Consider the following 20595-nt stretch of genomic DNA (forward strand, 5'->3'; position numbering starts at 1 on the left):
CCCGTCCAGATGACCCACCGGCGCAGCCCCGCCCGAGCCCACGCTCACCGTGCGGCAGCCCAGCAGCGGGTTGGTCGACCCGCCCCCCGCGTTGATCGCATAGGCGCACACCTGGTGCGACCCGGCCGCCAACGTCGCCGACCAGCCGAAGCCGTGGTCGTCCCCGGCCGCCGGGTACACCCGGCCCACATCCGGCCGCGACCCATCCGCGGCCACCGCCGCCGCCGCCCGGCCATCGACGTACACGTGCACGTCGATCGACGTCCCCGGCACATCCGGGTCGAGAGTCCACCCGCGAGCCGACACCGTCGACCCCGACACCGCCACCCCGTCCAGATGACCCACCGGCGCAGCCCCGCCCGAGCCCACGCTCACCGTGCGGCAGCCCAGCAGCGGGTTGGTCGACCCGCCCCCCGCGTTGATCGCATAGGCGCACACCTGGTGCGACCCGGCCACCAACGTCGCCGACCAGCCGAAGCCGTGATCGTCCCCGGCCCCCGGGTACACCCGGCCCACATCCGGCCGCGACCCATCCGCGGCCACCGCCGCCACCGCCCGGCCATCGACGTACACGTGCACGCTGATCGGCGTCCCCGGCACATCCGGGTCCAAGGTCCACCCACGAGCCGACACCGTCGACCCCGACACCGCCACCCCGTCCAGGCTCCCGATCGGGCTGTGCGCACTCTCGAGTGGCGGGAACGTCACCGCCATCTCGTAGAAGCGTCCGTCGTTCTCGTCAGGGTTGAAGTCGTTGTCGACACCACGGTCGACGATGTAGAGGTGCTGAGCGCCTGAGCCGTCGCTCGCCGGTGCAAGGGCGATGCCCGCCACGCTCTTCGGCCGAGCGGCCGCGATGCTGATGGTGTTGAGGAGTTCGCCCTGCCGGCTCAGCTCGTAGACCGTCTCGCTGATGTCGTCCAGGACGAGGATCGTGTTGCGCGCCGAGTGGAACTCGATGCCCTCGGGGTCCATGGCCCCGTAGCGCTCGACATCGAACTGCGTGACCGTGTCGTCCCCTCCCGCGTCCGGCGCGCCGTCGAAGACGCCGTTGCGACCGGGCCCGTAGTCGTAGACCTCCTCACCGATGCCGTCCATGACGAGCAGGTGGCCGTTGGACGTGAAACCCGTGTCGACAGCGACGCCCTCCGCATCGGTGTCGCCGCTCGGCCGCGTGGAGAAGGAGGTGACGCTGTCGTCGGACGTCCCGTGGCGACCGTCCGGCCCGGGCCCGAACTGGAACACCCGGTCGAGGTCGTCGTCGGAGACGAACAGGTGGCCGTCGGCGGGCCGGTAGCTGACACCGGTGGGCTCGTTGGAATGGGGTTGGGTGGTGCCGCCGGGGAACCCGGCCTGCACGCCGTCGAGGCTGGAGAGGAAGAGGTTCGTCCCTGCGTACAGCGGCGTCTCCTCGACCTCCCCGTCGCCGATGATCAGCTGGCGCGTCGCCGGGTTGTACGTGATGCCGGACGGGTCGGGACTCGGCCGTTCCCACGTGGACGTCGATCGGGTGGCCACCAGTGTGGCCTCGAGGCTCTTCGCCTGCGCGGCGACGGCCGGCACGACGGCCGCACCACCAACCAGGCCGGCGACGAGAGTGATGCGGAAACCCCGTGACAATTTCAAGACAGACTCATCCTCGTGTTGCGGGACTGGGCCAGTTCAGCTTCCGCACATGTTCACGATCCGTCAAAAAGCGGCACGGATGAGGGACTTTTCCTCACTCCGTGTCATTGAGCGAGAACGCGGTGACCACCAGGATCTGCTCGGGCGGGCACGGGAGCACACCGCCTCAGCTGCGGGGATGCACCTCGTTCTGGGCCTGCTCGAGGCCACGTTCGAGCAGCACGGCGACCGCGTCGGCGGCCTCGACCAGGAGCAGGTCGAGCTCCTTGCGCTCGGCACCGGAGAAGTCCTTGAGCACGAAGTCGGCGGGATCCTGCCGGCCGGGCGGGCGGCCGATGCCCACGCGGACCCGCAGGTACTCCTTGCTGCCGGCGGAGCGGGTGATCGAGCGGAGCCCGTTGTGGCCGCCTTCGCCACCGCCGCGCTTGAGCCGGACCGTACCGAACGGGATGTCCAGCTCGTCGTGGAGGACGACCAGCTGCTCGGGCAGGAGTTTGTAGTAGTCCAGCAGCCCCCGGACCGGGCCGCCGGACTCGTTCATGTAGGTGGAAGGCACTGCCAGCACCACGCGCCGGCCGGCCAGCCGGCCTTCACCGGCGACCGCCCGGGCGCGGGCTCCCTTGCCGGGGGCCGGCTTGATCCCTGCCCGGCGGGCCAGCTCCTCGAGGACCATGGCTCCCACGTTGTGCCGGTTGCCGGCATAGCCCGGGCCGGGGTTCCCCAGCCCGACGACGAGGAACGGGCCGTCGGGGACCGGGGACGCCGCAGGGGCGCCGGCGTCGCCGGCGCCCCTGCGGGCCGTGCTCTCGGTCAGCGGATGCCTCAGTCGTTCTTGCTGTTCTCGGCGGCGTCCATCGACTCGCCGCTGCCCTGGTCGAGGGGCTCGGGCACGATGTCGCCCTCGCCGGTCCCCTCGGCCGCCTCGTCGGACTCCTCGCGCTCGATGCCGACCTCGGCTTCGGCCTCGGCCAGCTCCGCCTCGAGCGCCTCGGCGGTGGGCGCACCCAGGAAGCCGATGACCAGCGCGTCCGAGTCGGTGACCAGCGTGGAACCGGCCGGCAGCACGAGATCGCCGGCGGTGATGCCCTGGCCGGCCTCGCGGCCGGTGACGTCCACCTCGATGTTGTCGGGCAGCCGGGTCGCGTCGGCCTCGATCGAGACGGTGTTGAGCTGGTGGTTCGGGATGGAGTCGGGCGCCGGCTCGCCGACGATCACGATCGGCACGTCGACGGTGGTCTTCTCGCCGCGGCGGACCGCGAGCAGGTCGACGTGCTCGTGCACGCGGGTCAGCGGGTCCCGCTGCACCGCCTTGGCCAGCGCCAGGTGCTCCGTGCCGTCGAGCACGACGGTGATCAGCGCGTTGCTGCCGCCGTTGCGCAGGACCGCGGCGAACTCGAGGGCCGGCAGGGACAGGTGGACGACGTCCTGGCCGTGCCCGTAGAGGACGGCGGGGACGCGCCCGGCGCGGCGGGTGCGGCGTGCGCTGCCCTTGCCGAACTCGGTGCGGGTCTCGGCGTCGAGGCGGAAGTCAGCCACGGTGGTGTGCTCCTAGCGAAGAGGGTCTGCGTGCGTGCCGGCGACCGGGCGCGACACACCCCACAGGGGCACACGCACGTCGATCACGGAGCGGACGGACCACTCCCTCGCCGGGCAACGCGGACCAGCGTACCCGCACGTGCAGCCCCGCCGTCCGCCCGCCCTGCCTTGCGGTGTCCCTGCCGCTCGAGCGGTAGTGCACGACCGCAGGAGCGGCAGAAGAACCGCAAGAGCGCGGCTCAGCTGGCGCCGTCGAACAACGAGGTGACGGAGTCGTCCTCGAAGACGGCCTTGATGGCCCGCGCGATCAGGGGCGCGATGGACAGGACGGTCAGCTTGTCGAAGTGACGGGCGGGCTCGATGGGCAGCGTGTTGGTCACGATGACCTCGCTGACCTGGCTATTCTTCAGCCGGTCCACCGCGGGACCGGAGAGCACGCCGTGGGTCGCGGTGACGATGACGTCGGCGGCGCCGGCCTCGAAGAGGGTCTCGGCGGCCTTCACGATGGTGCCGCCGGTGTCGATCATGTCGTCGACGAGGATGCAGACCCGGCCCTCGACCTCACCGACCACGCGGTTGGCGACGACCTCGTTCGGGCGCAGCGGGTCGCGGGTCTTGTGGATGAAGGCCAGCGGGACGCCGCCGAGCTTGTCGGTCCAGCGCTCGGCCACGCGTACCCGGCCCGAGTCGGGCGAGACGACGGTGATGTCCCGGTCGCCCCAGCGCTCGCACACGTGGGAGACCAGCAGGTCCAGGGCGAACAGGTGGTCCACCGGGCCGTCGAAGAAGCCCTGGATCTGGGCGGTGTGCAGGTCGACCGTCATCAGCCGGTCGGCGCCCGCCGTCTTGAACATGTCGGCGACGAGCCGGGCGGAGATGGGCTCGCGGCCGCGGTGCTTCTTGTCCTGCCGGGCGTACGGGAAGAAGGGCGCCACCACGGTGATCCGCTTCGCCGACGCGCGCTTGAGCGCGTCCACCATGATCAGCTGCTCCATGAGCCAGGTGTTGATCGGCGCGGTGTGGCTCTGCACCACGAAGGCGTCGCAGCCGCGCACCGACTCCTCGAACCGCACGAAGAGCTCTCCGTTGGCGAACTCGTAGGCCGCCGTCGGGGTCGGCGTCACGCCCAGGTGGCCGGCGATCTCATCGGTCAGTGCCGGGTAGGCCCGACCGGAGAAGAGCATGAGGCTCTTGTTCGTCGTCTGCCGGATCACGCTCATCGGCTCTGCTGTCCCTAGCTGTCGGAGTCCGCACGGGAGGACTCGGACCGGTCCTCCCGGGGCGCCTCGGCCCGGCTCTCCGCCGCTGCCGCGGCCTCCGCAGCGGGGGTGCCGGACCGTCGGCGACGAACCCAGCCTGCCACATTGCGCTGCGGTGCCCGAGCCACGGCCATCGCTCCCGGGGGGACGTCGGAGGTGATGACCGACCCGGCGGCGGTGTATGCGCCGTCCCCTACCGTCACCGGCGCCACGAACATGTTGTCGGCACCGGTGCGGGCGTGGTCGCCGATCGTCGTGCGGTGCTTGGTGACGCCGTCGTAGTTCACGAACACCGTCGCCGCCCCGATGTTGGTGCCGCGGCCGATCGTGGCGTCGCCGACGTAGGACAGGTGCGGCACCTTCGCCCCCTCCCCCACCTGGGCGTTCTTCGTCTCGACGAAGGTGCCTACCTTCGCCCGTGGGCCGAGGACGGTGCCCGGCCGGAGGTAGGCGAACGGCCCGACCGAGACCTGGGGACCGATGCGCGCCCCGACGGCGTGGGTGCGCACCACCGTGGCCCCCTCGGAGACCTCGGTGTCGACCAGGGTGGTGTCCGGGCCCACCTCCGCTCCTCCTCCGATCGAGGTCGCCCCCTCGAGCTGGGTCCCCGGCCGGAGGACCGCGTCCGGGCCGACCGTCACGGTGACGTCGACCCACGTCGTCTGCGGGTCCACGACGGTGACGCCCTCGCGCATCAGCTCGTCCAGCACCCGGTCGTTCAGGGTCCGGCGTCGGGCGGCGAGCTCCTTGCGGTCGTTGCAGCCGAGCACGTCGTCGGGGTCCTCGGCGACCGATCCCCCGACGGGCGCACCGTCGGCGACCAGCAGACCGAGGACATCGGTGAAGTACTGCTCGCCCTGCTCGTTGTCCTCGCCGATGCGGCCGAGCGCGGCGCGCACCGCGGCGGCGTCGCCCACGTACACCCCGGCGTTGATCTCGCGGAGCGCGCGCTGCTCCGGCGTCGCGTCCCGCTGCTCGACGATGGCGCGCACCGCCCCGTCGCCATCCCGGACGATGCGGCCGAGGCCGGTCGGGTCCTCGACCTCGGCGGTGAGGACGGTGAGCATGTTCCCGGACGTGGTGTGCTCGGCGACCAGATGGCGCACCGTCGCGGCACGCAGCAGCGGCGCATCGCCGTTGACCAGCAGGACCGGCCCCTCCACCTGCGGCATCGCGGCGAGGGCGACGGCGGCGGCGTGGCCGGAACCGCGCTGCTCCTCCTGCACGACCGCCAGGGCGCCGGGAGCGATCACGGACAGGTGCTCGCGCACGGCTTCCCGCCCGGCCCCGACCACCACGACCGTGGTGCCGGCAGCCAGCGGAGCGGTGGCGGCGAGGACGTGGCCGAGCATGCTCCGCCCACCGAGGGCGTGCAGCACCTTGGGGCGCGACGAGCGCATGCGCGTGCCCTGCCCAGCTGCCAGGACGACGACGGCGGCCACCGCCGGAGCAGGCTCTGCTGCGGTGGCCGGCTGGACGTGGTTCACGGCTCTCCTCGGTCGGCGACGACGACGTGTGGCTGGGGGACTCGGACTCGAACCGAGACTTCCCGGCTCCAAAGGCCGGCGGGCTGCCGATTACCCCATCCCCCATCCCGGTGCCGGGTCCGGCTCCGGGGGGCGCCGGTGCACCGGCGCCCCCGCGAGCCTAGGGCCCCTGCGAGGGAGAGGGCATCCGGTCGCCGCGTCCTCCCGGCCGCTGCGGTCGCCGCCTTCCCTACGGTGCCGTAGCTTGCGACCAGATAGCCGGGACCAGCGTGGGCCGGCCGTTCCCCACCTCGGTCGCCCGGAGGCCCCTTGTCCGCTCCCGCCCGTACCCGGCCCATGGCTCCGCCGCGCCCCGCAGATCCGCACGCCGGGCTGCCGGTCAACGCGATCGGCCGGCACAAGAGCGCGCTGGAGATCATCACGCTCTACGTCTTCGTGGTGGTGCCGTTCCTGGCCATCGCCGCGATCGTCCCGGCCGTGTGGGGTTGGGGCCTGTCCTGGCTCGACGTCGGGCTGGCGATCGGCTTCTACTTCTTCACCCTGCTGGGCGTGACGGTCGGCTACCACCGCTACTTCACGCACGGCTCGTTCAAGGCCCGGCGGCCGCTGCGGCTGCTGCTGGCCGTCGCGGGCTCCATGGCGATACAGGGGCCGGTCGTCCAGTGGGTGGCCGACCACCGGCGGCACCACGCGTTCTCCGACCGCGAGGGCGACCCGCACTCGCCGTGGCGCTACGGCACCGGTGCCCGCGCCCTGCTCAAGGGCATGTTCCACGCCCACCTGGGCTGGCTGTTCGAGCGGCGGAAGACCAACCAGGAGCGCTACGCCCCCGACCTGCTCAAGGACTCCGCGCTGGTCACCACCGGCCGGCTGTTCGTGGTCTGGGCCGCCGTCAGCCTCTTCCTGCCGGCCGTCATCGGCGGCCTGGTGACGACGAGCTGGGCCGGCGCCTGGACGGCGTTCTTCTGGGCCGGACTGGTGCGCATCGGGCTGCTGCACCACGTCACCTGGTCGATCAACTCGGTGTGCCACGTGGTGGGTGACCGGCCCTTCGTCTCCCGGGACCGCGCCACCAACTTCTGGCCGCTGGCGATCCTCAGCGCGGGCGAGTCGTGGCACAACCTGCACCACGCCGACCCGACCTGCGCCCGGCACGGTGTGCTGCGCGGCCAGATCGACATCAGCGCCCGGGTGATCTGGATCTTCGAGAAGCTCGGCTGGGCGTGGAACGTCAAGTGGCCGGATCCGGTGCGTCTCGCGGCCAAGCGGGTCCCCGCGGCGGCCGGCAACTGACGGTCGCCTCCCCGGCGGTCCCCGGGCCGGGCCGGGCACGTGTGCGCATGCCCGGCCCGGAGCGGCGCCGCCAACTGCTCGACGTCGGGCGGGCGCTGTTCGCGGAGCACGGGTTCGCAGCCACCTCCGTCGAGGAGATCGCCGCCTCCGCCGGGGTGAGCAAACCGGTGGTCTACGAGCACTTCGGCGGCAAGCAGGGGCTGCACGCCGTCGTGGTCGACCGGGAGATGCACCGGCTGCTCAGCCGGTTCGGGACGGCGCTGTCGGCCCCCGGCCATCCCCGCGAGCTGCTGGAGCGCGCCGCGCTGGTCCTGCTGGAGTACATCGAGCAGGACACCGACGGCTTCCGGGTGCTGGTCCGGGACGCGCCGGTGAGCAGCGGGGCCGGCTCGTCCGGGTCCCTACTCGGGGAGGTCGCGCGCAAAGTCGAGCACGTCCTCGCGCGTGAGTTCGCCACCCGCGGCTACCGGCCGGAGCTGGCCGGGCTCTACAGCCAGGCGCTGGTCGGCATGGTGGCGCTGGCCGGCCAGTGGTGGCTGGACGCACGCTCCCCCGGCAAGCACGAGGTGGCTGCCCAGCTGGTCGACCTCGCCTACGACGGACTGTCCCACCTCGAGCGGCACCCCGGCCCGCTGGACGGACGGGCGAGCGGCTCCTAGCAGACGACCCGGGCTCCGGGCACCGGGCCGGTGACGGCCCGCACGGCCCGGAACACGCCGACACCGGCGAGCTCGGCCGCCAGCCGGACGGCAGCCTGCTCGTCGCTCGCGAGCGCCGCGACGGTGGGCCCCGAGCCGCTGACCACGGCGGCCGCGGCACCGGCATCCCCAGCCGCGCGCAGCGCCCGGCGCAGGTCCGGCCGCAGGCTGAGCGCGGCCGGCTGCAGGTCGTTGATCAGCGAGCGCGCGAGCTCGCCCGCCGCACCACCACGCAAGGCGGCGAGAACCGGCTCCGCCGGCGTCGGCTCGGTCACGTCGGGCACCCGGCCGGTGGCGCGCAGCCGGTCCAGCTCGGCGTAGACGGCCGGCGTGGACAGGCCCTCGCCGGCGATGCCGAGCACCCAGTGCGACCGGCCGCCGGCCAGGACCGGGGACACCTGCTCCCCCCGTCCGGTGCCGAGCGCGGCGCCACCGGTCAGCGCGAAGGGCACGTCGCTGCCCAGCTGCGCCGCCAGACCCAGCAGGTCCGCACGAGCTGCCCGGGTGCCCCACAGGGCGTCCAGCGCGACCAGGGTCGCCGCGGCATCCGCACTCCCCCCGGCCAGGCCGGCGGCGACGGGGATGCGCTTGGCGACGTCCATCGCGGCGTCCGGACGGACACCGGCGTGGTCGGCCAGCAGCTCGGCCGCCCGCCAGGCGAGGTTCGTGGGTCCAGCCGGGACCTGACCGGGGCCGGTCGTCGCCCCGGCGCCCTCCCCGGACACGGTCAGCGACAGCCCCTCACCGGGGCGGACGGTCACCGTGTCGTACAGCGACACGGCGAGGTAGACCGTGTGCAGGGCATGGAAGCCGTCACCGCGCAGGGGGCCCACGCCCAGGTGCACGTTGATCTTCGCCGGCGCACGGACGACCACCGGCTCCCGGACGGTCACTGCTGCACCGGGTCGGTCGCGGCCAGGCGGGCGAAGTCGGTGACCGACAGCTGCTCGCCACGGGCCGACGGGTCGATGCCCGCGGCGCGCAGCCGGGTCTCGGCCGCGGCCGGGCTCCCCGCCCAGCGGGCCAGCGCGGCACGCAGACCCTTGCGCCGCATGCCGAAGGCGGCGTCCACGACGGCGAAGGTCGCCTGCCGGTCGCCCGGCGGCGGTGGACGGCGGACCAGCCCGACCAGACCCGAGTCGACGTTGGGCTCGGGCCAGAAGACCCGGCGGCCGACGTTGCCGGCGCGACGCACCTCGCCGTACCAGGCCGCCTTGACCGACGGCACGCCGTATGCGGGGGCGCCCGGTCCTGCGGCCAGCCGTTCGGCCACCTCGGCCTGCACGAGGACCAGCGCGCGGTCGAGGCTCGGCAGCAGCTCCAGCAGGTGCAGCAGCACCGGCACCGCCACGTTGTAGGGCAGGTTCGCGACCAGCGCGGTGGGCGGCGGGCCCGGGAGGTCGGTTACCCGCAGGGCGTCGCCCTCCACCACCGTGAGCCGGTCGGCCAGGTCCGGCCGGCGATCGCCCACCGTGACCGGGAGGAGGGACGCGAGCCGCGGGTCGATCTCCACGGCCGTCACCCGTGCCGCGGCCGGCAGCAGCCCGAGGGTCAGCGAACCGAGGCCGGGGCCCACCTCGAGCACCACGTCGTCCGGCCGCACACCGGCGGTGCGCACGATCCGCCGGATCGTGTTGGCGTCGTGCAGGAAGTTCTGGCCGAGGGACTTCGTGGGACGCAGGTCGAGCTGCTGGGCCAGGTCGCGGATGGCGGCCGGGCCCAGCAGCCCGTCGGTCTGCTCAGGGACGGTGTTCAGCGCCGATCCGATCAGCCGAACAGGCGGGGCCCGCAGTGCGGCCACTGGCCGGCACCGGAGCGCTGGTAGAGCAGCTGGGCCCGGAAGGTCTGCTCGTCGGCCGACGCCGCGGCCGGGTCCCCGGTGCCGCCGACGGCGTTCCAGGTGGCCTGGGAGAACTGGTACATCCCGCGGTACTTACCGGTCGAGCTGACGGCACCGGGACGTCCGCCGGACTCGCACGCGGCCAGCGCAGCCCAGTTCAGGCCGTCGGCCGTGGGGCTGTTGGCGGGACGGGCCTTGGTCCCGACCGTGACGTGCTCGTCGACCGGCGCGCGGGTGACCGTGCTGGAGAGCTGCTCCCGGCTGGTCTCCTGGCCGTCGACGACGGTCACGCGGTAGGTGGTGGCCTGCTCGCCGTCGACGCCCTGCTGGGTGACCTCGTCGTCCCCTTCGAAGGCCTCGGCGTTCGCGGTCTCCACCCGGCCGTGCGCGATAGGAGCCGTCTCGGTGACCTCGGAGACCTGCACCCGGTACACCTGCAGCCGCATGCGGTTGAGCAGGCCCTGCTCGAGGTAGAGGCTGGTGCGGTCGGTCTCGCTGAGCACGATCCCCTGCTCGGCGAGCAGGTCGCCGGCCGTGGCCGCCGTCGTGGTGACCACCCGCTCCTGGCCGTCGGCGACCAGCACGACGTCCTTGGGGGTGGTGATCGTCAGCTGCATGCCCCCGAGCGGAAGACGCTCGGCGCGGCTGGCCGACAGGACCAGGCCGTCGGTGCGGAAGCCCAGCTGGTCCAGCGCCTCCTCGACCGACAGGGCGGTCACGTGCACCTCGCGCGAGACGCCGTCGACGGTGAGCTCGAGCGGCCGGGCGCGGTTGAGGACGACGGCGTCGCCGTCGGACAGCGCCTGGTCGGCCGCCGGGAGGACGACGTCGTGGGCGGCGAGGGCGAGCCCCTCCTCCTCCAGTACCTCCCCGACGGTGCCGGCATAGGTGCCGACGTCACGGGTCTGCCCGTCGACGGTGAGCGCGACGGACTTCTGGGCGAGGAAGAAGGCCAGCGTCCCGCCCACCAGCCCGAGGAGGACGAGAGCGAAGAGGCTGAGCTGCAAGGAGCGACGCACGACACTTCCAGGGGTCACAGAACCCGGGCAGGAGAGCGCCTGGGCCGCCGGGGCGGCCCGGACGGGCTGCGACTCGGGCGACGACCGCCGGGAACCCGGAGCAGTGCGGCACCCGGGTCGCTCTCCACCCCGGCTGTCGGTCACGACACGATAACGAGCAGTCTGCGTGTGGCAATGCTGCACGCGTAGTGAAACAGACGCTGACGGTTGCACAGAGTCGACGCGCCGAGACGGAGAGTTGGTGACATGCCGATGTGTCGACCTCGACGCCCCGCACCCGCTGTGAGCAAGCGCACGGCGTAGGACGGCACCCAGCCGGGCAGGGCGCCGTTGCTCAGCCCGCGAGCGCGGGAGCGCTCGACCGCACCGGTCGCAGCCAGCTCAGCAGGAAACCGGCCACCGCGATCCCCGCCGCCAGTGCGGAGAACCCACCTGCGACCAGGGCCACGGGCAGGACGTCGAAGCTCTCGCTCACCCGCTCCCCCTGGTCGAGACCGGCCCGCAGCAGCAGCGTCCCGAAGGGCAGCAGTGCGGTCACGCTGGCTGCCGCCACCACGAGGTGCGCCGTCCACGTCCGCAGCGCCTCGTCGACCGGGACGTCCGCCCCGTCGGCCGGCATCGGCCGGAGCAGCGCCCGGAGCAGCGTGGCCTCGGCCAGCAGCCACGCGAGCAGCGGTACGCCGACGACCGCCCAGGCGGCCGCGCCACCCAGGTTCCCGGAGGACCACAACGACCCGGCCGTGACCAGCTCGGCCAGCACCACCGCGCGCATGGTCCACAGCAGCCAGCCCGAGACCTGCTCCGCCTGCCGCGGGCGGCGGGCCGGGGACGCCAGCGCCCAGCGCGGACGCGGGCGGGTCACCTCGGCCAGCAGCACCCCGGCGAGCAACCCCACGGCGAGGACCGGCAGCCAGAGGAAGACCGAGGCCTCGGCGAGCACCACCACGCTCCCGACGATGCCCACGACACCCAGCAGCAGGCCCAGCAGGCGCCAGCGGCGCCCGTGCGCCGCCTGGCGCCGCAACGTCGCCGCCCCCTCGGCACTCGGCTCGGTGAACTCCACGGCCGCGGAGGCGACCGCACGACGACCAGCCGCCAGGCCCCATGCCCGGGCCAGGAGCACGCCGGGGACCAGCAGAGCGACGAAGACAACGACCGCGATGAGACGACCCACGGTGTTGATTGTCGTCCTATCGGACGACACCGCCACCAATTGCCGGTGCCAGTTGCGCTGAGCCCTTCCCGTCCTTCCTCTGGGGAGCCTCCGGCCCCCCGTCGTCAGGACGCCGTCCCCGGCTGGGTCAGTCGTCCTTCTCCCAGCTGCCGAAGACGCGTTCGGCGGTGCGGGTCAGGTGACCACACAGCTCGGCGAGGTCGGTACCGGTCACCTCGGCGAGCACGCGCACGGTGTGCGGCACGAGCCGGGAGGAGTTCGGGCGGCCGCGGTGCGGCATCGGGGTCAGGAAGGGCGAGTCGGTCTCCACGAGCAGCTGCCCGGGCGGGGTGAGCGCCGCGGCCTCGCGCAGGTAGGCGGCGTTGCCGAACGTGAGCGTGCCCGCGAAGGAGAGCACGTAGCCCCGCTCGACGCAGGCCCTCGCGAACACGGCGTCCCCGGAGAAGCAGTGGAAGACCGTGTGCTCGGGGGCGCCCTCGTCCTCGAGCACGCGGAGGATCTCCTCGTGGGCGTCCCGGTCGTGGATGACCAGCGCGACGCCGTGCTCCTTGGCGATCCGGATGTGCGCCCGGAACGACGCCTCCTGGGCCGCCCAGCCCTCGGGTCCGGTGCGGAAGCGATCCAGGCCGGTCTCCCCGACGGCTCGCACCCGGGGCAGCGCGGCCAGCCGGTCGATCTCGGCCAGCGCTGTGTCCAGCCACTGGCCCTCCGCCTTCCCCTGCCCCGCCTCGTTGGGGTGCAGCGCGACGGCGGCCAGCACGTTCGGGTGCCGGGCGGCCAGCTCCGCCGACCACCGGGACGAAGCGACGTCGACACCGACCTGCACGAGCCGCGGGATGCCGACCGCCTCGGCCGCCGCGATCTCGGCGTCGACCGCCGCGTCGGAGGCCCACTCCCCGTGCTCGCCGTCCGCCGGGCGCTCTCCCAGGACGATGTCCAGGTGGGTGTGGCTGTCCAGCGCCGGTGCCGGCAGCGGCTCGGGCGACGGCGGTGCCTCGCCCCGCCGGTTGGCGCGAGACGAGGCCGACCTGCTCAATCCACCCCCTCGCTGGCGCTCGGGGCCGGCTCCCGCCGGGGCACTGTGCTCATCCGTTCGCTCGCGAGCTCGCTCACCCGCCGCCCTCCTCCAGCCGCTGGATCTCCTCGTCGACGATCGACGGATCCAGCTTGGTGAAGATCGGCTTCGGCGGGGCCAGCGGCGTGCCGGGCGCGGCCAGCGGCGTCGATCCCCACACCGCCTGACCCTCGTCGTAGGAGCCGGTGATGACCGGGTAGGGCGATCCGTCGTCGAGGTCGGTGACCTCCTCGATCTGCGGCGCTACCGACCACACGCCGGTGCCGCCCAGCAGGTCGTGCACCTGCTGCGAGGAGTGCGGGAGGAACGGCGTCAGCAGGGCGTTGCAGTCCTTGATCGCCTGGAGCGCGGTGTGCAGGACGGTGTCCCGGCGGGCCGGGTCCTCCTTGAGCTTCCACGGCGCCTGGTCCGACAGGTACTTGTTCGCCTCGCCGACGACGCGCATCGCCTCGTTGATCGCGGCCTTCTGCCGGTTGCGCGACAGCAGGTCCCCCACAGCAGCGAACGCGCCGGACGTGGTGGCCAGGAGCGTGCGGTCGTCGTCGGTCAGCTCTCCTGGCGTAGGGACGGCGCCGACGTTCTTCGCCGCCATCGACACCGACCGGTTGACCAGGTTGCCCCAGCCCGCGACCAGCTCGTCGTTGTTGCGGCGCAGGAACTCCGCCCAGGTGAAGTCGGTGTCCTGGTTCTCCGGGCCGGCGACGGCGATGAAATAGCGCAGCGCGTCGGCGTCGTACCGGGCGAGGAAGTCCCGCACGTAGATGACCACGTTCCGCGAGGAGGAGAACTTGCGGCCCTCCATGGTCAGGAACTCGCTCGAGACCACCTCGGTCGGCAGGTTCAGCCGGCCGTAGGAACCCGGCGTCCCGCCCTTGTCGCCCGCGCCGTTGTAGCCGAGCAGCTGGGCGGGCCAGATCTCGGAGTGGAAGACGATGTTGTCCTTGCCCATGAAGTAGTAGGCACCCGCGTCCGGCTCCTGCCACCACTGCCGCCAGGCGTCCGGGTCGCCCGACCGGCGGGCCCACTCGATCGACGCCGACAGGTAGCCGACGACGGCGTCGAACCAGACGTAGATGCGCTTGTCCGGCCGGTCGCGCCAGCCGTCCAGCGGCACCGGGACGCCCCAGTCGATGTCGCGGGTGTAGCTGCGCGGCTTGAGGTCCTCGAGCAGGTTGACGCTGAAGTTGAGGACGTTGGGGCGCCAGCTCCTGCGCGTGCCCAGCCAGTCGCCCAGAGCCCGGGCGAAGGCCGGCAGGTCGAGGAAGTAGTGCTCCTCCTCGACGAACTTCGGCGTCTCACCGTTGATCTTGCTGACCGGGTTGATCAGCTCGATCGGGTCCAACTGGTTCCCGCAGTTGTCGCACTGGTCGCCGCGCGCGCCGCCGTACTGGCAGATGGGGCAGGTGCCCTCGATGTAGCGGTCGGGCAGGGTGCGGCCGGTCGAGGGGCTGATCGCACCGAGCGTCGTCTTCGGGAAGACGTACCCGTTCTTCAGCAGGCCCAGGAAGATCTCCTGGCTGACGGCGGCGTGGTTGGCCGTCGTCGTCCGGGTGAAGAGGTCGTAGCTCAGCCCGAGGGACTGCAGATCGCCCACGATGATCCGGTTGTTCCGGTCGGCGATCTCCCGGGGCGGAATGCCCTCGGCGTCGGCGGCGACCGTGATCGGGGTGCCGTGCTCGTCGGTCCCGCTGACCATGAGGACCTTGTCCCCGGCCATGCGGTGGTACCGGCTGAAGACGTCGGAGGGGACGCCGAACCCGGAGACGTGGCCGATGTGCCGCGGCCCGTTCGCGTAGGGCCAGGCGACTGCGGTCAGGATGTGCCGATCACTCACGGCCCGACTCTAGTGAAGCGACGGAGTCGCGAGCATCGCAGGGAGCGACCCGGGCCGGCAGCGGGTGAGCATCGCAGCGGGCGAGGAGCGGAGCGAGCGCGCAGCCGAGTGGTCACGGAGGACCGAGCAGCGGCCGAGCGGAGGCGCCGAACGGGTGGTGGCGGCGCGGCGACAGCCGGTCGCCGGGCGGAGCGGCGGGGACCGGGATCAGGGCTGGTAGACGGCGCTCGAGGCCGGGCTGCCGAGGCCCGCGTCGGTCGGTCCCACCACGGCCACCGCACCCAGGCCCAAGGCGATCACGCCCAGGGTGAGTGCGCACAGCGCCCGGTAGTGGGCCACCGGGTCGGGCCGCCGTGTGCGCACGCGCGGCCCCTGCAGCACCCACTGCCGGGCGGACGGGGCGTCGGACAGGAGCAGCTTGCCGATCGGCAGTGCGACAGCGAGCGCGAAGAGGAGGGGCAGCGGCACGCCACCGGCCAGCCAGGCCGGCATCGGCAGCATGACCGCGAGGACACCGAGCAGCGACACGACGAAGAGCTCGACCGACGAGGTGAGGACCACCAGCCTGCGGCCGGAGCCGTCGATGAGCGCCGCACCGCCACCGCCGCACAGCACGATCCAGCCGGCCAGGCCGCCCAGGCCCAGCACGATCAGCCACCCGGCCGGCCGGGTCGGGGACGCCAGGACGAGGTCGACCTGGGCCAGTCCGGTGGCGAGCAGACCGACGGCCTCGAGGACGGCGAGCAGCCCCGCCGCCAGCGCGGCTCCCGGCACCCGCCGGGACGTGCGGACGCGGGCCGGCACGACGGTGTCGCGGACGTCGAGGACGGTGCTCGCCACGAGGCTCTCTCCCTGACCGGTGGGCTGACTTGCGGTCTGGTCGGCGTCCGGGGCGGCTCCCTGGACGCCCGGTCGGGTCCCCTCACCCCATCGGGGGGCAGCCCGGCACGGCACCGCCCTCTCCCGGCAGGCTCGTACGGGCGCCCCCTACGCTGCAACCGCGTCCTGCCGACCGACCGCGAGGAGGCGACCGCGATGAGCACCGGGGACACCCCACCCGCCGCGCCGCTCCCGCTGGCACCCGCCGCGCCGCCGACGCTGCGACCACGGCCCGCCGGGCGGCGACCGCGGACGCCTCCGCGGCGGCCCGAGACCGGCGCCGTCATCGACTGCGCCGTCTACGTCGACGGCCGCCGGCAAGCGGCCGTCGCACCGCAGGACGCGCTCCGCGTCGCGGAGGGATGCGGCGGCTACGTCTGGCTGGGCCTCTACGCCCCCACCGAGGCGGAGCTGGAGGCGATCGCCGAGGAGTACGGCCTGCACCCGCTGGCCGTCGAGGACGCCGTCTACGCCCACCAGCGGCCCAAGCTGGAGCGCTACGACGACGCCCTGTTCATGGTGCTGAAGACCGCCACCTACGTCGAGCACGAGGAGCTGACCGCCACCAGCGAGGTCGTCGACACCGGCGAGGTGATGGTCTTCCTCGGTCCGCGGTACGTGATCACCGTCCGGCACGGCGAGCACAGCGGCCTGGCCGACCTGCGACAGCGTCTGGAAGAGCAGCGCGAACTGCTCTGCCTGGGCCCGTCCGCCGTCCTCTACGCCGTCGCCGACCTGGTGGTCGACTCGTTCGTCGAGGTCGCCGGGGCGGTGGAGGAGGACGTCGAGGAACTCGAGGCGTCGGTGTTCAGTCCCGAGCGCACCGACGACGTCGGCCGGCTCTACCAGCTCAAGCGCGAGCTGCTGTCGCTCCGGCGGGCGGTCTCACCGCTGGAGGTGCCGCTGCAGACGCTCGCCGAGCGGCCGGTCGACGTCGTCCCCGGGGCGATGCGCTCCTACTTCCGCGACGTGCTGGACCACGCCATCCGCGTGCGGGACCAGGTCGCGGGGATGGACGAACTGCTGACCTCGATCCTGCAGGCGTCGCTGGCCCGGACGCAGATGGCCGACAACGAGGACATGCGGAAGATCTCGGCCTACGCCGGCATCATCGCCGTCCCCACGGCCATCGCCGGCATCTACGGGATGAACTTCGAGTACATGCCGGAGCTGGACGAGAAGTGGGGCTATCCGGCGGTGCTGCTGGTCATCTTCACCGCCATCGTGCTGCTCTACCGCGGTTTCAAGCGCAACGGCTGGCTGTAGGCAGGGAGTGGGTCGCCCGCCGAGGCAGGGTCACCCCGAGGCATAGGAAGCTTTACATGCGTCTCGAGGGCCCAATGCGCCGGTGAAGCTTCCTATGCCTCCAAGGGGCCGCGCTCCTGGGCCGCCCGGTTGTCCACAGGCAGCCCCGTAGGCCCCGCACGAGCACCGCCGTCCACGGCACCCTCCCCGCGTGGACTGGCGACAGGTGATCCGCGAGGCGATGCAGCCCAACGGCGGTCTGGCGACCAGGAGGCAGCTGCTCGAGCACGTGCCGAGCGTCGTCCTGGACGGGCACATCGGTCGGCGCAACCTCGTCCGGGTCTTCCCCCACGTGTACCGCCTGCGCGACGCGGCAGAGGACGACATGACGCTCTTCCGGGCAGCCTTGCTGCACGTCGGACCGCCGGCTGCACTCAGCCACACCACCGCACTGGCCGTGTGGGGCGTCCGCCGGCTCGAGCGCCCGCTCCACGCCACGGTCGACCAGCGCATCCGGCGAGCGGGGGCGCCGGACCTCCGCGTCCACCGCAGACTCCGCTTCGACCCCGGATCCCCGCAGTGCGTGGAACGGCTCGGCGTGAGGGTGACCGCCCTCCCACGCAGCCTGATCGACTCGTGGCCCCTGCTCGCTCCGGCCGAACGTCGTCCGCTGGCACTCGACATCGCCCGCCGGCGGCTGGTCACGGCCGGTCAGCTGGGCGAGGCCCTGTCCGAGCGTCCCAACGTCGCGGGACGGCGCAGCCTCCGCCAGACCATCGACCTCATCGCGGACGGTTGCCAGAGTGAACTCGAGGCCATGGGTGTCCTGCACGTCTTCCGGCACCGGTCCATGCCCCCGGGCTTCGGCCAGTACCGCATCGACCTGCCGACCGGCGGCATCCGACTCGACCGCGCATGGCCGGAGGTCAAGCTCGCCGTGGAACTCGACGGAGCCCAGCACCACACCTCCCCCGAGGACCGGCGCAGGGATCTGGCTCGCGACAGCGCGCTCGCCGCACTGGGTTGGGTGGTCCTCCGGTTCACCTACGCCGACGTGCTGCGCGATCCGGACGCCGTCCGGGCGCGGGTGGTCGCGGCCTACCGGACCCGGCTGGCGCAGCTACGAGTCGGCTGACCCCGGGGCATAGGAAGCTTTACGTGCGTTTTCGAGCTCCAGACGCACGTAAAGCTTCCTATGCCGCTAAGGCGTCAGGTGCCCTTGGCGGCGACGACGGCGTCGTAGACGGTGCGGCGCGGCAGGCCGGTGCGCTGCACGACCGCGCGGATGGCGTCCTTGCGGGTGGCGCCGGACGCCTCCTCCGCCGCGACGTCGGCCGCCAGCTCGGCCGGGGTCAGCTCCACCGCCCGTTCCGGCGCCCCGGCGACCACCAGGGTGATCTCGCCGCGAACCCCCTCGGCCGCCCACGCGGCGAGCTCGGCCAGGCCGCCGCGCCGGATCTCCTCGTGGGTCTTGGTCAGCTCCCGGCAGACGGCGGCCGGGCGATCGTCGCCCAGCACCCCGGCGGCGTCGGCCAGCGCGTCGGCCAGCCGGTGCGGCGACTCGAAGAACACCATCGTCCGCCGCTCGTCGGCCAGCCCGGCGAACCGCGATCGGCGCTCGCCGCCCTTGCGGGGCAGGAATCCCTCGAAGCAGAAGCGGTCGACCGGCAGCCCGGAGAGCGCGAGCGCGGTGGTCACCGCCGACGGTCCGGGCACCGAGGTGACCTCGATCCCGGCCTCGACGGCGGCCCGCACCAGCGTGTAGCCGGGGTCGGAGACCGACGGCATCCCGGCGTCGGTGAGCAGCAGCACCGTCGCGCCGGAGGACAGGGCGGCCAGCAGCCCGGGCAGCCGGGCCCGTTCCACCGACTCGTGGAAGGTGACCACGCGCCCGGACAGCGTCACCTCGAGGTCGGTGGCGAGCCGGTGGAGGCGGCGGGTGTCCTCGCACGCCAGGACGTCGGCCGACGCCATGGCGGCGCGCAGCCGCGGGCCGACGTCGCCGGACTGTCCGAGGGGCGCCCCACCCAGCACCAGCCGTCCGCTCACCCGGCCAGCCTGTCACGGCGGGGCGCCGCCCCGGCCCACCTACCCTGGCGGCATGGCGGTGCTGGCACCCGAGCGGGCGGACCGCGACCCGCGGGATCCTCACCGCCCGCCGTTCCCGCGTCCGCGACGCCTCCCCCCGCCCCGGCGCCGCACGGACGTCGTCCCGCCGCTGCCCGACGACCGGTGGACGGCGTGGATCATCGCCGCCGTCCTGGGGGCGGTCGCGCTCACCGTCCGGCTGTGGGGCATCGGCTACCCGCGCGACCTGCTGTTCGACGAGGCGTACTACCCGCCCGAGGCCCGGGAGCTGCTGACCTGGGGCTACGAGTACAACCGCGGCTACACGTTCATCGTGCATCCGCCGCTGGGCAAGTGGCTGATCGCCGCCGGCGAGCAGGTGTTCGGCTACACCTCGTTCGGCTGGCGGTTCCCGTCGGCGGTGGCCGGCTTCCTCGCCGTCGTCGTCCTGTTCCGGCTGGCCCGCCGGCTCACCGGGTCGACGCTGATCGGCCTGTTCGCCGGGGTGCTGCTGCTGGTCGACGGCTTTGCCTTCACCCTCTCCCGCATCGGCCTGCTCGACATCTTCCTGCAGGTCTTCGTGGTGAGCGGGGTGGCCTGTCTGGTGGTCGACCGCGACGTCGTGCGGGCCCGGGTCCGCACGATGGACGTCCCAGCCCGGCTCGGCCCCCGTGGCTGGCGGCTCGCGGCCGGCTTCCTGTTCGGCTGCGCCTGCGCGGTCAAGTGGAGCGGGGTCTGGTTCCTGGCCTTCTTCGCCGTCCTGTCGCTGTTCTGGGACCGCGCCGCCTGGCGCGAGGCGGGGGTGCCGCGCCCGACACGGGTGGCCGCCCGCCGCGGGCTGCCCGGCGCGCTGTGGGCGCTGGCCGCCGTCCCCGTGCTGACCTATCTGGCGAGCTTCACGGGCTGGTTCCTGGGCGAGACGTCGCAGGGCAGGGCGTGGGCGCAGCAGAACCCCGAGACCGCGTTCCCGTGGATCCCGGACGCGCTGCGGTCGCTGTGGCACCAGCACGCCGAGTGGCTCCGCTTCCACAGCGGTCTGTCGAGCCCGCACCCGTGGGAGTCCGGCCCCTGGTCGTGGCTGGTCAACGGCCGGCCGATCCTGCTGTGGAACCCGCAGGGCCTCACCGATGCCGCCGGCGAGCAGGTGGTGCGCTACATCCTGATGGTCGGGACGCCGACGCTGTGGCTGGCCTTCGTGCCGGCGACGCTGTGGCTGCTCTGGCGGATGGTCGCGCGCCGGGATCCGGCGGCCCTGGTCGTGGCCGTCGCGATCGCCGCGGGCTGGCTCACCTGGTTCGTGAACCTGGAGCGGACGATGTTCAGCTTCTACATGGCGCCGGTCGTGCCGTTCTTCGTGCTGGCGGTGGCACTGGTGCTGCAGGACGTGCTCGGCCCCCCGGACGCCGGCCCTCTCCGCCGCCAGGTCGGAATCGCGGCGAGCTGCGGCTACGTGGCGGTCGTGGCGGCGACGTTCGTCTTCTTCTGGCCGGTGCTCACCGGGCAGCCGCTCTCGCACGCGGAGTGGCTGCGGCGGATGTGGTTCCCCTCGTGGTTCTGAGATCG

General features: G+C 73.1%; 18 protein-coding genes and 1 tRNA gene. 5 read left to right on the plus strand and 14 right to left on the minus strand.

Annotated features, from left to right (window positions below; translation table 11 throughout):
* The 6 genes from QOZ86_RS20230 to QOZ86_RS20255 form a co-directional block, all read right to left on the minus strand.
* A partial coding sequence (locus QOZ86_RS20230; RefSeq protein WP_284493773.1) for an SdiA-regulated/phytase-like domain-containing protein occupies nucleotides 1-1626 on the minus strand: 1626 nt, incomplete at its 3' end.
* A 166-nt stretch (nucleotides 1627-1792) separates the two neighbouring features.
* Nucleotides 1793-2440 (minus strand): aminoacyl-tRNA hydrolase, encoded by a 648-nt coding sequence (gene pth, locus QOZ86_RS20235; protein ID WP_284493795.1) that lies wholly within the window; start codon nucleotides 2438-2440, stop codon nucleotides 1793-1795.
* Between the two features lie 8 nt (nucleotides 2441-2448).
* On the minus strand, nucleotides 2449-3162 hold the full coding sequence (locus QOZ86_RS20240; RefSeq protein WP_284493774.1) for a 50S ribosomal protein L25/general stress protein Ctc: 714 nt from the start codon (nucleotides 3160-3162) through the stop codon (nucleotides 2449-2451).
* A 239-nt stretch (nucleotides 3163-3401) separates the two neighbouring features.
* The gene (locus QOZ86_RS20245) at nucleotides 3402-4382 is read right to left on the minus strand and encodes a ribose-phosphate diphosphokinase (RefSeq protein WP_284493775.1); all 981 of its coding nucleotides are present in this window, start codon (nucleotides 4380-4382) and stop codon (nucleotides 3402-3404) included.
* Between the two features lie 14 nt (nucleotides 4383-4396).
* Nucleotides 4397-5908 (minus strand): bifunctional UDP-N-acetylglucosamine diphosphorylase/glucosamine-1-phosphate N-acetyltransferase GlmU, encoded by a 1512-nt coding sequence (gene glmU, locus QOZ86_RS20250; RefSeq protein WP_284493776.1) that lies wholly within the window; start codon nucleotides 5906-5908, stop codon nucleotides 4397-4399.
* 29 nt (nucleotides 5909-5937) lie between these two features.
* Nucleotides 5938-6013, minus strand: a tRNA-Gln gene (locus QOZ86_RS20255).
* Nucleotides 6014-6217: 204 nt separating this feature from the next.
* Here QOZ86_RS20255 and QOZ86_RS20260 point away from each other — a divergent pair.
* Together QOZ86_RS20260 and QOZ86_RS20265 are read left to right on the plus strand one after the other, a co-directional pair.
* Nucleotides 6218-7201, plus strand: coding sequence for an acyl-CoA desaturase (locus QOZ86_RS20260; RefSeq protein ID WP_284493777.1), 984 nt, complete (start codon nucleotides 6218-6220; stop codon nucleotides 7199-7201).
* Between the two features lie 47 nt (nucleotides 7202-7248).
* Complete coding sequence (locus tag QOZ86_RS20265) at nucleotides 7249-7860, plus strand: TetR/AcrR family transcriptional regulator (protein ID WP_284493778.1); 612 nt, start codon at nucleotides 7249-7251, stop codon at nucleotides 7858-7860.
* Here QOZ86_RS20265 and QOZ86_RS20270 read toward each other — a convergent pair.
* The 7 genes from QOZ86_RS20270 to QOZ86_RS20300 all read right to left on the minus strand — a co-directional run bounded on the left by QOZ86_RS20270 (nucleotide 7857) and on the right by QOZ86_RS20300 (nucleotide 15681).
* Nucleotides 7857-8792 (minus strand): 4-(cytidine 5'-diphospho)-2-C-methyl-D-erythritol kinase, encoded by a 936-nt coding sequence (locus QOZ86_RS20270; protein WP_284493779.1) that lies wholly within the window; start codon nucleotides 8790-8792, stop codon nucleotides 7857-7859. The two genes, QOZ86_RS20265 and QOZ86_RS20270, sit on opposite strands and share 4 nt — an antisense overlap.
* Nucleotides 8789-9700, minus strand: a complete 912-nt coding sequence (gene rsmA / locus QOZ86_RS20275; protein ID WP_284493780.1) for a 16S rRNA (adenine(1518)-N(6)/adenine(1519)-N(6))-dimethyltransferase RsmA — start codon at nucleotides 9698-9700, stop codon at nucleotides 8789-8791. The genes QOZ86_RS20270 and rsmA overlap by 4 nt, the downstream gene beginning before the upstream one ends.
* Complete coding sequence (locus QOZ86_RS20280) at nucleotides 9667-10758, minus strand: resuscitation-promoting factor (protein ID WP_284493781.1); 1092 nt, start codon at nucleotides 10756-10758, stop codon at nucleotides 9667-9669. The genes rsmA and QOZ86_RS20280 overlap by 34 nt, the downstream gene beginning before the upstream one ends.
* A gap of 334 nt (nucleotides 10759-11092) precedes the next feature.
* Complete coding sequence (locus QOZ86_RS20285; RefSeq protein WP_284493782.1) at nucleotides 11093-11932, minus strand: hypothetical protein; 840 nt, start codon at nucleotides 11930-11932, stop codon at nucleotides 11093-11095.
* Nucleotides 11933-12059: 127 nt separating this feature from the next.
* Entirely contained in the window at nucleotides 12060-12968 is a 909-nt protein-coding gene (locus tag QOZ86_RS20290) for a TatD family hydrolase (protein ID WP_284493783.1), read from the minus strand.
* 73 nt (nucleotides 12969-13041) lie between these two features.
* Nucleotides 13042-14841 carry a methionine--tRNA ligase gene (gene metG / locus QOZ86_RS20295; protein ID WP_284493784.1) on the minus strand — a complete coding sequence of 600 codons (1800 nt, stop codon included), beginning with the start codon at nucleotides 14839-14841 and terminating at the stop codon, nucleotides 13042-13044.
* Between the two features lie 207 nt (nucleotides 14842-15048).
* Nucleotides 15049-15681, minus strand: a complete 633-nt coding sequence (locus tag QOZ86_RS20300; RefSeq protein WP_284493785.1) for a hypothetical protein — start codon at nucleotides 15679-15681, stop codon at nucleotides 15049-15051.
* Nucleotides 15682-15876: 195 nt separating this feature from the next.
* Between QOZ86_RS20300 and corA the strand changes: the two genes are divergently transcribed.
* Nucleotides 15877-16986 carry a magnesium/cobalt transporter CorA gene (corA, locus tag QOZ86_RS20305; RefSeq protein ID WP_284493786.1) on the plus strand — a complete coding sequence of 370 codons (1110 nt, stop codon included), beginning with the start codon at nucleotides 15877-15879 and terminating at the stop codon, nucleotides 16984-16986.
* 190 nt (nucleotides 16987-17176) lie between these two features.
* A complete protein-coding gene (locus QOZ86_RS20310) occupies nucleotides 17177-18100 on the plus strand; it encodes a DUF559 domain-containing protein (RefSeq protein ID WP_284493787.1) in 924 nt (307 codons plus the stop codon).
* 74 nt (nucleotides 18101-18174) lie between these two features.
* Here the strand turns inward: QOZ86_RS20310 and rsmI are convergent, their stop codons facing one another.
* The gene (rsmI, locus tag QOZ86_RS20315; RefSeq protein ID WP_284493788.1) at nucleotides 18175-19014 is read right to left on the minus strand and encodes a 16S rRNA (cytidine(1402)-2'-O)-methyltransferase; all 840 of its coding nucleotides are present in this window, start codon (nucleotides 19012-19014) and stop codon (nucleotides 18175-18177) included.
* Nucleotides 19015-19066: 52 nt separating this feature from the next.
* Between rsmI and QOZ86_RS20320 the strand changes: the two genes are divergently transcribed.
* On the plus strand, nucleotides 19067-20590 hold the full coding sequence (locus tag QOZ86_RS20320) for a dolichyl-phosphate-mannose--protein mannosyltransferase (protein WP_284493789.1): 1524 nt from the start codon (nucleotides 19067-19069) through the stop codon (nucleotides 20588-20590).
* Nucleotides 20591-20595: the final 5 nt, after the last annotated feature.

This window comes from Blastococcus capsensis (assembly GCF_030165005.1).
GTDB classification, from domain to species: Bacteria; Actinomycetota; Actinomycetes; order Mycobacteriales; family Geodermatophilaceae; genus Blastococcus; species Blastococcus capsensis.

Bases quoted from the DNA above. Each gene is read 5' to 3' on its own strand.
- QOZ86_RS20265 (WP_284493778.1), top strand. From the start codon at position 7,249: ATGCCCGGCCCGGAGCGGCGCCGCCAACTGCTCGACGTCGGGCGGGCG.
- QOZ86_RS20245 (WP_284493775.1), bottom strand. From the start codon at position 4,382: ATGAGCGTGATCCGGCAGACGACGAACAAGAGCCTCATGCTCTTCTCC.
- corA (WP_284493786.1), top strand. From the start codon at position 15,877: ATGAGCACCGGGGACACCCCACCCGCCGCGCCGCTCCCGCTGGCACCC.
- QOZ86_RS20320 (WP_284493789.1), top strand. From the start codon at position 19,067: ATGGCGGTGCTGGCACCCGAGCGGGCGGACCGCGACCCGCGGGATCCT.